The organism is Arenibacter palladensis, from assembly GCF_900129275.1.
Lineage (GTDB): Bacteria > Bacteroidota > Bacteroidia > Flavobacteriales > Flavobacteriaceae > Arenibacter > Arenibacter palladensis.
Genome location: NZ_FQUX01000009.1, coordinates 21,094 through 34,227, shown reverse-complemented (window position 1 = coordinate 34,227; position 13,134 = coordinate 21,094). Strand labels below are relative to the sequence as shown.

Below are 13,134 nucleotides of genomic sequence, written 5' to 3'. Positions count from 1 at the left end.
TATCATTCCATTAAAAAAGTATGAATCAGTTTTGGGGAACGATTTTAATTATATACGGTAATATTGCCAATTTGGTTTCCGTTGCGCTAATTTACTTACATTGTAATGAATTGAAAACTAATTGTAACAAAATTCGATGTAAGTCGTCTTGCTATTGTAAGCCTGTTATTCAGGATTATAAAACAACTAAACCAAAATGCAACAAACCGAGTTTTTAAATGTGGTTTTGCCATTTAAGGATAAACTTTATAGGTTGGCCAAGCGATTATTGGTCTCCAAAGAGGAAGCTGAGGATGCCACACAAGAAATCTTAATGAAGTTATGGTCCAAGAACAATATGATGGAAGGCTATAACAATGTGGAGGCATATGCCATGATGATGACAAAGAATTTTTGCTTGGACCGACTAAAATCCAAACAGGCTGGAAACTTAAAATTGGTACACAGTAATTACAAGGATGAAAATGTTTCACTACAAAATGAGTTAGAGGTTAGTGATAGTTTAAGTTGGATAGAAAGAATTATGGAGGAATTGCCGGAACAGCAAAAAATGGTCTTACAGCTTAGGGATGTGGAACAGTATGAATTTGAGGAAATAGCAGAACTTTTGGATATGAGTGCTACAGCGGTTAGGGTCACTTTATCCAGGGCACGAAAAACAGTGAGGGAAAAATTAGTTCAAAAGCACAATTATGGAATTAAATAATATAGAAAAATTATTGGAAAAGTATTTGGAGGCAACCACTACGGTTGTTGAAGAAGAAATGTTGAGGGAATATTTTACAAAGGAAGAAGTTCCATTACACTTAAAGGAATATGCCTCAATGTTTCAGTATTTTTCCATTGCCAAAGAAGAGAAGTTTACCAAAAAGGTTCCACTAAAACCTAGAAAAAGAAGCTATATAAAGTGGATTTCCGTTGCAGCTGTAAGCATTTTGATATTTGGTATATATTTTGGAAGAAGTTATCAAGAACAGAGAGAAGCGGAATACGCCTATCAGGAAACTAAAAAGGCATTAAGCCTTTTGGCGGCCAATCTTGGTAAGGGAACCGAGAAAGTGGCTTATTTAAGGGAGTTTGAAGAAACAAAACAAAAAATTTACAACAAAAATTAAATTGAAAAAGATGAAGAAGAATATCATAGTAGTATTAGTAGCTGTATTGCCTTTTATTGGGTTTTCACAATCCATGTTCGATAAATTTGAAGATCTGGACAATGTGAGTGCCGTAGTTGTCAATGAAAGTATGTTTAAATTGTTGAGCAAGATAAACGTTGAGGTCGATGACAAAGAGGCTCAGGATTTTATGGATATAGCCCAAAACCTAAAAAATTTAAAGGTTTTTATTACGGAGGATAAAAAGATTTCCGCGGACATGCAGGTTACCATGGAGAAGTATTTAAAATCCTCCTCCTTACAGGAACTTATGAGGGTCAAGGATAAGGATGCCAATGTAAAGTTCTACATTAAGAGCGGTAAGGATGAAGATCATGTAAGTGAATTGCTCATGTTCGTTACCGGTATCAAAAATGGGAACGTGGAAATCAATGATAGGAAATTTGAAACGGTATTGCTATCCTTGACCGGTGATATAGATTTAAACAAGATCGGATCTTTAACTCAAAAGATGAACTTGCCTTCCGAGTTAAATAAGGCGGGCAAAAACAAGTAATCGTGGGCTAGGGCAGTGGCCAATAAAAAGGCTATTGCTCTGCCTGGTCAAAACTTAATTAGAAGGGAAATGAAAACAAGAATTGGAAAACTGGTCTGGGCAATGTTGTTGATCTTTGCAATTTCTGCATGTTCATCAACACAAAGTCTACAGGAATATTATGTGGACAACGCGGATAATCCAAATTTCTTATCGGTAGATCTGCCAGTAAGCTTATTGAATATGGAGAAGGCCGATTTAACCGAAGACCAAAGGGAGGCACTTAATTCATTAAAAAAATTAAATATTCTAGCGTTTAAAATAACCGAGGATAACCTTTTGGAGTTTCAAAAAGAAAAAGCGAATATCAACGCCATCTTGAAAAATGGCAAATTTACAGAGCTGATGAAGATGAACACCAGTTTCGGTAAAGCTTCTGTAAGATATTTGGGTGATGATGATGCCATTGATGAGGTAATCATATATGGTGATAGTGAGGATAAGGGCTTTATGCTGGTCCGGGTTTTGGGTAAAAATATGAACCCTGCCAAATTGGTCCAGTTCATGAAAGCCATTGAAAAATCGGATTACAAGGGAGAAGGGCTTGGTGAAATTGGAAATTTTTTGAAAGGCTAGGCAGAAATCCTTATAACACTTTAAAACCTGTATCAAGTATTTTGATACAGGTTTTTTTTACATGTATTCCTTTCCATTGTAGGTTAAATTTATTCAGTGACTTGTGCTTTTTGGAATTATCGTCGATCAAAACCTGCAGGTTGTTCATGTTGAAATACGAAGTGCGAATAGGGGATGGTATATGCTATGGAAAGGTAATATTGGAAAAGAACAAGAGTGGATTGGAAATGGGTCAAACATTTTCTTTTTAGAAATAAAGAAATATTTTTTAAAAAGGGATATTTGGTTTTTAAACTGCTTCATATAGGGGAAGGGGAAACCCCAATTTGATGTATAAGATGCAGATAATATAAAAGTATCTACTATGGCCATTCTAGGAAGTCTTATAAAGGGCGCAATTCATTTGAAGGAAACCTTCAGTACGGAAAAGGATCATTGGAAGGAGCAGCAAGAGGTCCTGCAATACCTTTTAACTACTGCCAAGGATACTGATTTTGGCCAACATTACAAATTTGAAAGCATTTTGGATTCCGGAAATCCCTATAAGGTATTTTCCGAAAAAGTACCATATTTTAATTATGAAAAAATAAATGAAGAATGGTGGTCCAAACTACATAATGGCCATGAAAATATTACATGGCCGGGGCGCCCCTCATATTTTGCCCTGAGTTCGGGCACTACAGGCAAGACCAGTAAACGTATCCCGGTAACGGACGAAATGATTGGGGCGATCAGGGAAGCCGGGCTCAAGCAGGTTTTTGCCTTGAGCAATTTTGATTTGCCAGCAGATTTTTTTGAGAAGGAAATAATGATGTTGGGAAGTTCCACCGATTTGGAGGAAAAAAGTGATCATAAGGAGGGGGAGATAAGTGGTATTAGTGCTGGAAATATTCCTTTCTGGTTTAGAAGTTACTACAAGCCCGGGGAAGAAATCGCAAAAATTGATGATTGGGATCAAAGAGTTGCCCGTATTGCCGAAAAGGCTAAAGATTGGGATATAGGGGCTTTGAGCGGTATCCCTTCGTGGATAGAACTAATGCTTCAAAAAGTTATTGATCATCATAATCTAAAAAACATACATGAAATATGGCCAAATCTAATGGTGTACACTACGGGTGGAGTTGCATTTGGGCCTTATGAGAAAAGTTTCAACGCCCTAATGGGGCATCCAATTACCGTTATAGACACTTATTTGGCCTCGGAAGGCTTTATTGCATGCCAGACCAGGCCTGGAACCATGGCTATGCAATTAATTACGGACAATGGTATTTTTTTTGAATTCGTTCCCTTTAAACCAGAATATATTAAAGAAGATGGTTCATTGGTCCAAAATGCCCCTGCCTTAGCCTTGAATGAAGTGGAATTGGATCAGGACTATGTACTGGTGATTAGTACTGTTAGCGGTGCATGGCGTTATATAATTGGGGATACTATCAAGTTTACCGATTTGGAGAAAGCGGAGATCGAGATCACTGGGCGCACAAAATTTTTCCTGAATAAAGTGGGTTCCCAATTATCCGTAAACAAGATGGATGATGCTATGCGATTCCTGGAAGAAACATTCAATACCAAGATACCAGAATATACCATATGTGCCAAGCGTTGTGAAGATGGTGAGTTTTATCACTGTTGGTATCTGGGTTCCAATATGAAAAATCCCAATGTTGATTCCTTGTCCAATGCGCTAGACAAGTTTTTGAAAGAAGCCAATAAAAACTATAAGGTGGCCCGAGGTAAATCTTTGGAAGGGGTAAAGGTAAAGGTGGTGGGTACCGAAGTGTTTTATGACTGGAACGGCAAGAACAAAAAGAAGGGCGGTCAGGTAAAAATGGAAAGGGTCATGAACGAGGATAAATTCTCGGATTGGGAGAAGTTTGTCCAAACTACTACATCCATAGGTAATTAACGACTGCGCTCTTCAACCAATACCATGATTTCCTCCGGAGATAGGTAATATTTTTTGATCCTATTTTTATAGGATGTTGCAATGTCCGAATGGTTGAGAATAAAGTTTTTGGTTGCAAGAATATATTTTTCCATGCCTTGGGCCACTGCATAAGTGTCGGCTGTTCGTTCGGCCTCTACTATAAAACGTTCTGAAAATAGATATTTGAAGCCAAATGAGAATAAATTGGTCTTACTTCTGTTTTGATAATCCATGATGTGTCCTAATTCATGACCTATCCAACCTATCAGAATATCGGAGGGAATATCCTTTGTCGTAAATTCCTTATCTGAAATCTTAAAAGTCTCACTAATCAAAATTACATAGTTCCTATTGCTCCGTTTCTTAAAGAAACTTTGGAAAGTTGGTCTGGCCTGCATCGTAGATTTCTTGATATTCTTTTTAAATCTAAATTCAATATTACAGTCCGATAATTCGGGATAAAAAGAGAGCGCTTTTAATGCTTCACTTTTAATGGATTTTGGAATATGGTGTTGTGCGTTCATAAAAAATGGGGCAGAAATAGCCAAAATGTATATTATCGTTTTCTTATTCAATAAATTCATATCATAGTATATGAATATTTATTTACAAATAGCATTCCAAGAGCTATAATTATAAGATAAATTAAAAGATATTCATTTTAAGTGGTATAACTTCTTTTTGCAATTATTTTGGGAAGGGATGTTGTAAATATTAAACCTAATCCAAGTTTTAATCTGTTGTTGTAATTAAGCCATTTTTAAAACAAATCATATATTAGATGAATTATAATCATTAACTATAACTATATATTATCATGGAAAAAGCAGAAGAATGGCTTAATTACGGGGTGGAATTGGCAAAGGAGTTCGGACCTAAGGTGCTAACTGCATTGCTAATTTTTATTATTGGATTATGGGTTATTAAAAGGGTTATTGGAGGTGCAAAAAAGGTTATGTATAACAGTAAATACGATGAATCTTTACAACGTTTTTTACTGAGTATGGTATCCTGGATCCTTAAAATATTTTTGATCTTATTGGTCATTGGCCAATTGGGCATAAACATTACCACCTTTGCGGCTGTAATTGCGGCCGCCGGTTTGGCTGTTGGCCTAGCACTTCAGGGCTCATTATCCAACTTTGCCGGAGGGGTTTTGATTATGATTTTTAAGCCCTATAAAATTGGGGATTTAATAGAGGCACAAGGAGTGTTGGGTAACGTAAAGGAAATTGAAATTTTCACCACTAAGCTTATAACACCTCAAAATAAGCTGGCCATTGTGCCCAATGGGGCCATGGCCAATGGCAATATTATAAATTATACGGCCGAAGGTAGGATGAGGGTAGACACTACCATTGGTATTGGATATGGTGAAGATATTAAGAAAGCCAAGGAAGTGCTATTAGAAGTATTGGAAGCCAATCCCAAGGTTTTGAAAGACCCTGCGCCATCTGTAAATGTATCGGAGTTGGCAGATAGTTCCGTTAATTTTGCAGTAAGGCCTTTTTGTGCACCAGAAGATTATTGGTCTGTGTATTTTGCAACTCTTGAAAATTGCAAATTAGCACTTGATAAGGCAGGTATTGAAATACCATATCCCCATCAGGTAGAGATACAGAAGAAAGAGTAGGTATCTCCGCTATCTATTGTCCATAAAAAAAAGCAACCTAAAGTGTCATTATTATGCTCTAGGTTGCTTTTTATTCTAACAGAGTTGTTATAAGGAATGTTAAATCTGGTGTTTTTTAAATACCCGTATAATTACTAGGGGTAATTTGTTTCAATTCAGATTTTATATCTTCCGTTGTTTCCAAGGTGTCTATAAAATTGGATATGGACTGCTGTGTAATCTTCTCATTGGTCCGGGTTAGTCCCTTCAAAGCTTCATAGGGATTGGGATAGGCCTCACGCCTTAAAATGGTTTGGATCGCTTCAGCTACTACCGCCCAATTGTTTTCCAAGTCTTGCTCAAACTTCTCCTTGTTCAACAATAGTTTGTTCAACCCCTTGAGTGTAGATTGAAAGGCTATTAGAGTATGGCCAAAAGGTACACCAACGTTTCTAAGTACGGTACTATCGGTTAAATCCCTCTGCAACCTGGAAATGGGAAGTTTGGCCGATAAATGCTCGAAAATGGCATTGGCTATACCTAAATTCCCTTCGGAGTTTTCAAAATCGATAGGGTTTACTTTATGCGGCATGGCGGAAGATCCTACTTCTCCTGCCTTTATTTTCTGTTTAAAATAATCCATGGAAACATAGGTCCAAAAGTCCCTGTCCAGATCTATAATTATGGTATTGATCCTCTTGAGGCAGTCGAACAAAGCAGCCATATGGTCGTAATGTTCTATCTGTGTAGTTGGGAAGGAGTGGTGTAGGCCAAGCTTCTCCTGGACAAATTTTTGCCCAAACCCTCTCCAATCAATTTGTGGGTAGGCCACCTTGTGGGCGTTATAGTTTCCTGTGGCTCCACCAAATTTGGCAGCACTGGGAATATCGTTAAGCAGGTTAAATTGCTCTTCCAATCGAACCGTAAATACCTCGATCTCTTTTCCTAAACGGGTTGGGGACGCAGGCTGTCCGTGCGTTCTTGCCAACATGGGTACAGCTTCCCATTCCTTCACTAAAGCCGTAAGCTTGTTCAGCACCTCCAAATATTGGGGTACGTAAACCTCGTTCATGGCCTCTTTAATGGAAAGGGGAATCGCGGTATTGTTTATATCTTGTGAGGTAAGTCCAAAATGGATGAACTCCTTATGTGACTCCAAACCTAATTTATCGAATTCCTTTTTTATAAAATATTCTACAGCCTTTACATCATGGTTGGTTACCTTTTCAATTTCCTTTATGGCATTGGCATCCTCAGAGTCAAAATCAATATAGATTTTTCTTAAATCATTAAATTTAGAATTGTCAAAATTTGAAAGCTGAGGAAGTGGTATTTCGCAAAGTGCTATAAAATATTCAATTTCTACGCGCACTCTATATTTTATAAGTGCCTCTTCAGAAAAATAGGAGGCAAGGGAATCAATTTTATTTCTGTATCTGCCATCAATGGGGGATATGGCGTTTAATTTGTTTAATGACATCTTGTGCTATTTGATTGATTTTGGAAAAGCGCAAAGATAGCTATAAGTTGAAGAGTTTAAAAGTTAAGCGAAAGATTGTTCTGTTATTTGTTCAAAGGTCCATGCTCATCTTAGTTTAGCCAAGGTCATCCTTGCCCTGGCCTTATACGCTGCACTCCCATTTTGATAGTTCTGTTCCAGTATCATGCGCAATTCTGGATGGATCCAGTCGAACTTCCTGCCCAACAACAAAAGGCTGGTCATAGAATATGCCTTGGCGGCCACTTTATGGTCACCTATAAGCCAATCAAAACAGGCGGTTGTAACATTTTCCAAGTGAATTTTATTCATTGCTTCACGGGTTTCACGGTCATTGAACTGAAAGTAGGATTTCATTAAAACCTCACATATTTTTGCTATGGGCCTTACCGCTGGATCCAAATGTACAGAACCGATATTACCCGCAAAAATATCCATATTGGGAAAAATGGAGGCCAAATTTTTTTTGGCAGTAAATTCTAAAATCCAACAGGCTTTACAGGAAACAGGGTCATCTACTTTAAAGGCAATTTCCATAAGTGGTGCCATAAGGGATGGATCGTTTAGTACAAGGTTGGACATTTCCATGCGTTTGGTTCTGGAATGGTTAACGTAGTCAAGGGCCTTATAGAGTTCTAAGTAAGTCACAATTACACTTAAATATTATTTTTTATAAACCTGTTATTATACAAAGAAATTAATATAAAAAGCACTTAAAATATCCGCCTCAACGGGCAAAGTGTTTTAAGTTGATATATCTATGGACAGCCAAATTTAGGATTTTCCTTCAATTAACTCCGAAACTAATGGGGGCACCCCGTTTACGGCACTAGCCTGTATTATGGTAAGTCCATTAAAATCGGTTTGATTTATGTTGGGTTTTGGGTCTATAAAGTAAATAGGGGTATCCCTGGATACATAATGTATTAAACTAGCTGCTGGATAAACTTGCATAGAGGTGCCAATTATAATTAAAATATGGGCTGTCTGCGTAATGTTGGCTGCTTTTTCCAATAATGGCACTTCTTCTCCAAACCATACAATATGGGGGCGTAATTGATTTCCATCTTCTGAAAGATCACCTATTTTAATGTCGGTTTTCCAATCAACTATTTTACTTGGATTATGACTACACCTAGCCTTTAATAACTCTCCGTGCAAATGAATTACCTTGGAACTGCCCGCGCGTTCATGTAGGTCATCCACATTTTGGGTAATGATGTTAACATCATAATGCTCCTCCAAGAGCACCAAAGCCCTATGGGCCATATTTGGGGAAACTTTGAACAATTGCCTTCTTCTCTCGTTGTAAAAATTGAGCACTAAATCGGGATTCCTCTGAAAACCTTGTGGTGTTGCTACTTCCATGACATCATGGCCTTCCCATAAGCCGTTGGCATCCCTGAAAGTGTTAATTCCGCTTTCCGCGCTAACTCCTGCCCCTGTTAAGACCACTATTTTTTTCATTGTTCTGGATTATAGTAATATTTGTAAAATTAAATGTTTTCTTTTTTAATACCTTAGGATTATGGTCGATCAGAAGTTGCTTGATTATTTAGAGGGTTTTATTACCCCTGAGCGGAAAGCCCGTTTCTTGGATATTCTGGAAGAACGGACAAATTATATAACGGTTGCTATAGAGGATGTTTACCAAATGCACAACACCAGTGCCGTGGTAAGAAGTTGCGATGTTTTTGGTGTTCAGCAGGCCCACCTTATCGAAAGTAAGTTCGGCAAGCGACTGGACAAAGACATAGCCATGGGGGCCCAGCAATGGGTAGATTTATACAGATATAAGACTACGACAGACTGCATTGATACTCTGAGGCAAAAAGGGTATAAAATTGTGGCTACAACCCCCCATGGGGATAATTGTTCACTTACAAATTTTAAGTTGGATGGTAAGACGGCACTATTTTTTGGAACCGAACGTGATGGGCTGAGTAACGAGGTATTGGAAAAGGCAGATTCTTTCCTGAAAATTCCAATGGTTGGGTTTACTGAAAGTTTAAATATTTCTGTTTCGGCCGCAATAATTTTGCACACCCTAACAAGTCAATTACGTAAAGAGAACATAAATTGGAGGTTGACCGAAGATGAGAAACTGGAAAAAAGATTGGATTGGACCAAGAAATCCGTGCGTAGTTTGAATGATGTTTTGGCCAGATTTTATGGTACAAAATGATATTTTTATTATATTTAATACGCAACTAACCAACAAACAACAAGCTCATGGCAATTTTACTGTATATAATATTAGGGATTATAGCCTTAATTGTAGTTTTGGCTTTATTGGCCCCTAAAAATTATGATGTCTCCCGCTCTATAGAAATCTCCAAACCCAAAGCCGAAGTCTTTGATAATATTAAATATTTAAAGAAGCAGCAAGAGTGGTCACCCTGGGCCAAAAAAGATCCCAATATGGAGAAGAAATTTACAGGGGTTGATGGTGAGGTAGGAGCTATAAGTTATTGGAACGGCAACAAGGAGGTCGGTGAAGGTGAACAGGAAATCACAAAAATTATCGAAGGTAAAAGAGTTGAAGGGGAGCTTCGATTTATGAAGCCTTTTAGGTCTACCTCAGGCAGTTATATCGATTTGGAGGAATCGGGTAATGGAAAAACCAAGGTTACCTGGGGATTTAAGGGGGAGAACAAGTTCCCAATGTCTATCATGATGCTGTTTATGAGCATGGATAAAGCTGTAGGTAAGGATTTTGAGGAGGGACTTCGGAATTTAAAATCCATAATGGAAAAATAACTCGGTCGTGGAAAGTAATATGGTTGGCTGGTTCGAAATTCCAGTAACGAACATGGAGCGCGCCAAGAAGTTTTACGAGATGGTTTTTAACATAACCATCTCCGTCCATGAATTGGACGGCTTACTAATGGGGTGGTTTCCTTCTGCACCCGGTAAATCAGGTGCTATGGGGTCATTGGTGCAGCACAAGATGTATATTCCAAGTGATACCAAAGGGCCATTGTTGTACTTTTCGTGTAGGGATTTATCCATTGAATTGAATAAGGTGGAAGATGCTGGAGGATTAATTTTACAAGCTAAGAAAACAATTAGTGAAGACCATGGGTTTATGGCTTTGATAAAGGATACGGAAGGCAACAGAATAGCGTTGCATTCACGAAATTAACAACTAAATGTAGAAAATGCTTGCCTCTGCCCTTGCTCCAAAGCGTATTGGGTATATAGTAGTCCCAACTCCTTTGGAAACGTACATTTTTGAAATTTCATTGTTGTACCAGCCTTTAACATAACTTCCACTTCCATAGGGTGTAAAAAAGGGCTTTCCAAAAAATGTTACTTGGCCTCCATGGGTGTGCCCCGAAAGTATAAGTTTAGGTTTAATTTCTTGTTCTGCGCTAACAAGGTCTATTTGCTCTCTATAAGCAGGACAATGATTGAGAACGATTGTTGGTAACGATTTATCGATATTTGCTAAGGACTTTTCAAAATCAGGATGTCCATGGACCAAGTCGTCCAAACCGATAATGTTAATTTCACGGTTTTTGGTTCTAAATAGGTAGGCTTCGTTGATAAGTAGAGTGCCATTATGATTCACGTAAATGTCCTCCAGTTTTTGCAAATCCACTCTGCCCGAGGATTCCTTATTGCCTAAAATGGCTATTTTTGGAATTTTGATGTCAATTAGGTTTAAAAAATCCTCTAAAACTGGTAGGTTTTTGTTCCGTTCTATAGAATCCCCAGTAATAAAGATGACGTCCGGAAGCTCCTTGATAATTCGCTCGGCAATGGATTTATGCACGGATTTTATGCTGTGCAAATGCAGATCGGTTAGGTGGACGACTTTAATTTTGTTGGATTCCGATTCAGAAAGGTCATGCTCCGTCCACTCTATAAAATTGGTTTCCAACCAGAAAGAATCAAGTACAACAAAGCTAATAGATCCTAAAACCAATTTCAGCATAAATTGTCTTCTATTCAATTTCATTTATTCTTTGTTGGAAACATTTTTAACTTTAAAAAGGAAGTGCACGAAATTATGAAACATATTTAGATAATAGTCTTGTAAAAAAGTTAAATTGATACCTTTTTAGGCACAGAAATAATGTATGGGTTATATGGGCTATTAATTCTTGGCTAATTCAAGTAGTGCAATGTCAAAGTCATTTTCCAGGAACACTTTACCATTTTCTACTGTGACAAAGGTTTTTGAAAATGTATCATAAAGTTTGGTCCCATCACCGAAAAATCCTTTTACCCATAGGAATTTTTTGCCTTTTGGGAGATCCAATCCAACTACCACTTTGTCCTTAAATTCTCCATCAGCGTAAGTTCTGCCAAACACATATGGATTCTTGGAGAGTCGTTGATGTCTACCAGCGCCTATGGCCGGATGATGGTCTCTAAAAGTGCCCAGCTTTTGCCAATAGGACAGTACGGCTTTGTTATTCCCAATACTGTCCAATTCTCCCCAGTTCATAAAAGACCTAAGGGTGGCATCACCTTTAGTGCCTTGAATGTTTAAGCTACGGACAGATTCGTCCCCATAATAAATTTGGGAGGCACCTGGGGTAAGTAACAATACATTGGCCGCCCGATACGGTTTTTTTCTTTCCTTATCAAAGGGGTTGTTGTCATCGTGCGAGGTGAGGTAATTAACCACACTTTTTCCTTCCAATTCCGTAAACAGTAGGTCGTTATATTTACTAAATATGGCTTCATAATCCATGTTGGCATCATCCTTTAATTCAAAATTGATCAGACTGTGAAACCCATTATCAAAATAATCAACCTTTTTGTCACCAAAATCATATTCACGACCACTGGATATTCCATAACCATATACCTCCCCGACCATAAAAAAGGGATTGTCATCCAATACCTCATCTGGATGCTTTCTTTTCCAGACATTAAAGGCATAGCTGGCCTCATTGTATAATTCCTTCCATGTTTTTTCATCCACATGTTTTGCCGTATCCACCCTAAAACCATCAATTCCCAAATCGTTCACAAAATCCGTTAGCCATTTTATAATATAATAGCGAGGTGCCCTGGGGTATTTGGTACGATCAAAAAAAACTTGCAATTCGTCCAGTTCGTTGCTTAAACGCCCTTCTTCCTTCCATTTTGCCATGAGGGCATCTGGAAGTTCTACCGCAGTATCCGATTCCGTAATAATATCGGGTAAGTTTTCTACTAAAGTGCAGCTGGTTGTGGATACATAATCGGTGAAGTCACAAACCGGTTCCGAGCGTACCCATTCTTTTGGCCATATAGGATCTAATTCTGTCACCGGACCTGTGTGGTTAAGCACAATATCCATCAATATTCTGATGCCATTTTTATGTGCGGTCTTAACGAGTACTTCCAATTCCTTTCTTGTTCCAAAATTGGGGTCCAATGCCGTCCAATCCTTGGTCCAATATCCATGATAACCGTATGTACTTCCCGTTCCTTCGTCCACATTGTCATGGATTTGCTCTACTATAGGGCTAAACCATATGGCATTAACGCCCAAGTCAGTAAAATAACCATCATTTATTTTTTGGGTAATACCCTGGATGTCGCCTCCCATAAAACCCCTTAATACAGCTGTTTCCTTGGTTCTGTTGAGACTAATGTCATTCAAGGTGTCGCCGTTGTTAAAACGATCGGTAAGTAGAAAATAAATGTTGGCCGCATTCCATAAAAATGGCTGGTTCAATTCCCTTTTGTGCGCTGGCTCGGAAGTGGTGTCGGCTTCTTTCACTACCTCATTTTTATTCTCTTTACAGGATAAAAAAAACATCAAAAGCACGGCAAAAAGAAGTCCCTTTTTCATTAGCATCTATTTTG

Annotated in this window: 15 protein-coding genes; 9 read left to right on the top strand and 6 right to left on the bottom strand. The window is 38.2% G+C overall.

Annotated features, from left to right (window positions below; genetic code table 11):
- Positions 1-196 precede the first annotated feature (196 nt).
- The 5 genes from BUA60_RS18920 (at position 197) to BUA60_RS18900 (ending at position 4,192) form a co-directional block, all read left to right on the top strand.
- A complete protein-coding gene (locus BUA60_RS18920) occupies positions 197-706 on the top strand; it encodes an RNA polymerase sigma factor (protein ID WP_072864492.1) in 510 nt (169 codons plus the stop codon).
- Entirely contained in the window at positions 693-1,115 is a 423-nt protein-coding gene (locus BUA60_RS18915) for a hypothetical protein (RefSeq protein WP_072864490.1), read from the top strand. The genes BUA60_RS18920 and BUA60_RS18915 overlap by 14 nt, the downstream gene beginning before the upstream one ends.
- A 10-nt stretch (positions 1,116-1,125) precedes the next feature.
- Positions 1,126-1,671, top strand: coding sequence for a DUF4252 domain-containing protein (locus BUA60_RS18910; protein WP_072864766.1), 546 nt, complete (start codon positions 1,126-1,128; stop codon positions 1,669-1,671).
- A 69-nt stretch (positions 1,672-1,740) separates the two neighbouring features.
- Complete coding sequence (locus BUA60_RS18905) at positions 1,741-2,286, top strand: DUF4252 domain-containing protein (RefSeq protein WP_072864488.1); 546 nt, start codon at positions 1,741-1,743, stop codon at positions 2,284-2,286.
- A gap of 364 nt (positions 2,287-2,650) precedes the next feature.
- Positions 2,651-4,192 carry a GH3 family acyl-acid amido synthetase gene (locus tag BUA60_RS18900; protein WP_072864486.1) on the top strand — a complete coding sequence of 514 codons (1,542 nt, stop codon included), beginning with the start codon at positions 2,651-2,653 and terminating at the stop codon, positions 4,190-4,192.
- Here the strand turns inward: BUA60_RS18900 and BUA60_RS18895 are convergent.
- Positions 4,189-4,797, bottom strand: coding sequence for a hypothetical protein (locus BUA60_RS18895; protein ID WP_245802590.1), 609 nt, complete (start codon positions 4,795-4,797; stop codon positions 4,189-4,191). The two genes, BUA60_RS18900 and BUA60_RS18895, sit on opposite strands and share 4 nt — an antisense overlap.
- Before the next feature lie 233 nt (positions 4,798-5,030).
- Here BUA60_RS18895 and BUA60_RS18890 point away from each other — a divergent pair, with 233 nt between their 5' ends.
- A complete protein-coding gene (locus tag BUA60_RS18890; RefSeq protein ID WP_072864484.1) occupies positions 5,031-5,846 on the top strand; it encodes a mechanosensitive ion channel family protein in 816 nt (271 codons plus the stop codon).
- Between the two features lie 115 nt (positions 5,847-5,961).
- On the opposite strand, the gene purB is transcribed toward BUA60_RS18890, so the two are convergent.
- The 3 genes from purB to BUA60_RS18875 form a co-directional block, all read right to left on the bottom strand.
- A complete protein-coding gene (gene purB / locus BUA60_RS18885; protein WP_072864482.1) occupies positions 5,962-7,305 on the bottom strand; it encodes an adenylosuccinate lyase in 1,344 nt (447 codons plus the stop codon).
- 105 nt (positions 7,306-7,410) lie between these two features.
- A complete protein-coding gene (locus BUA60_RS18880; RefSeq protein ID WP_317043217.1) occupies positions 7,411-7,905 on the bottom strand; it encodes an adenylosuccinate lyase in 495 nt (164 codons plus the stop codon).
- Positions 7,906-8,097: 192 nt separating this feature from the next.
- On the bottom strand, positions 8,098-8,790 hold the full coding sequence (locus BUA60_RS18875) for an SIR2 family NAD-dependent protein deacylase (protein ID WP_072864478.1): 693 nt from the start codon (positions 8,788-8,790) through the stop codon (positions 8,098-8,100).
- A gap of 61 nt (positions 8,791-8,851) precedes the next feature.
- On the opposite strand from BUA60_RS18875, the gene BUA60_RS18870 reads away from it, so the two are divergent.
- Genes BUA60_RS18870 through BUA60_RS18860 form a run of 3 tightly spaced genes read left to right on the top strand, consistent with a single transcriptional unit; the run spans position 8,852 to position 10,468 of the window.
- On the top strand, positions 8,852-9,508 hold the full coding sequence (locus BUA60_RS18870) for a TrmH family RNA methyltransferase (RefSeq protein WP_072864476.1): 657 nt from the start codon (positions 8,852-8,854) through the stop codon (positions 9,506-9,508).
- 47 nt (positions 9,509-9,555) lie between these two features.
- The gene (locus BUA60_RS18865) at positions 9,556-10,083 is read left to right on the top strand and encodes an SRPBCC family protein (protein ID WP_072864474.1); all 528 of its coding nucleotides are present in this window, start codon (positions 9,556-9,558) and stop codon (positions 10,081-10,083) included.
- A gap of 7 nt (positions 10,084-10,090) precedes the next feature.
- On the top strand, positions 10,091-10,468 hold the full coding sequence (locus tag BUA60_RS18860) for a VOC family protein (protein WP_084532691.1): 378 nt from the start codon (positions 10,091-10,093) through the stop codon (positions 10,466-10,468).
- A gap of 3 nt (positions 10,469-10,471) precedes the next feature.
- On the opposite strand, the gene BUA60_RS18855 is transcribed toward BUA60_RS18860, so the two are convergent.
- Both BUA60_RS18855 and BUA60_RS18850 read right to left on the bottom strand, forming a co-directional pair.
- Positions 10,472-11,287 (bottom strand): metallophosphoesterase, encoded by an 816-nt coding sequence (locus tag BUA60_RS18855; RefSeq protein ID WP_072864473.1) that lies wholly within the window; start codon positions 11,285-11,287, stop codon positions 10,472-10,474.
- Positions 11,288-11,425: 138 nt separating this feature from the next.
- Positions 11,426-13,120 carry an alpha-amylase family glycosyl hydrolase gene (locus BUA60_RS18850; protein ID WP_072864471.1) on the bottom strand — a complete coding sequence of 565 codons (1,695 nt, stop codon included), beginning with the start codon at positions 13,118-13,120 and terminating at the stop codon, positions 11,426-11,428.
- Between the last annotated feature and the right edge of the window lie 14 nt (positions 13,121-13,134).

Coding starts and splice junctions, on each gene's coding strand:
- BUA60_RS18920 (WP_072864492.1), top strand. CDS start 197: ATGCAACAAACCGAGTTTTTAAATGTGGTTTTGCCATTTAAGGATAAA.
- BUA60_RS18915 (WP_072864490.1), top strand. CDS start 693: ATGGAATTAAATAATATAGAAAAATTATTGGAAAAGTATTTGGAGGCA.
- BUA60_RS18910 (WP_072864766.1), top strand. CDS start 1,126: ATGAAGAAGAATATCATAGTAGTATTAGTAGCTGTATTGCCTTTTATT.
- BUA60_RS18905 (WP_072864488.1), top strand. CDS start 1,741: ATGAAAACAAGAATTGGAAAACTGGTCTGGGCAATGTTGTTGATCTTT.
- BUA60_RS18900 (WP_072864486.1), top strand. CDS start 2,651: ATGGCCATTCTAGGAAGTCTTATAAAGGGCGCAATTCATTTGAAGGAA.
- BUA60_RS18895 (WP_245802590.1), bottom strand. CDS start 4,797: ATGAATTTATTGAATAAGAAAACGATAATATACATTTTGGCTATTTCT.
- BUA60_RS18890 (WP_072864484.1), top strand. CDS start 5,031: ATGGAAAAAGCAGAAGAATGGCTTAATTACGGGGTGGAATTGGCAAAG.
- purB (WP_072864482.1), bottom strand. CDS start 7,305: ATGTCATTAAACAAATTAAACGCCATATCCCCCATTGATGGCAGATAC.
- BUA60_RS18880 (WP_317043217.1), bottom strand. CDS start 7,905: ATGTCCAACCTTGTACTAAACGATCCATCCCTTATGGCACCACTTATG.
- BUA60_RS18875 (WP_072864478.1), bottom strand. CDS start 8,790: ATGAAAAAAATAGTGGTCTTAACAGGGGCAGGAGTTAGCGCGGAAAGC.
- BUA60_RS18870 (WP_072864476.1), top strand. CDS start 8,852: ATGGTCGATCAGAAGTTGCTTGATTATTTAGAGGGTTTTATTACCCCT.
- BUA60_RS18865 (WP_072864474.1), top strand. CDS start 9,556: ATGGCAATTTTACTGTATATAATATTAGGGATTATAGCCTTAATTGTA.
- BUA60_RS18855 (WP_072864473.1), bottom strand. CDS start 11,287: ATGAAATTGAATAGAAGACAATTTATGCTGAAATTGGTTTTAGGATCT.
- BUA60_RS18850 (WP_072864471.1), bottom strand. CDS start 13,120: ATGAAAAAGGGACTTCTTTTTGCCGTGCTTTTGATGTTTTTTTTATCC.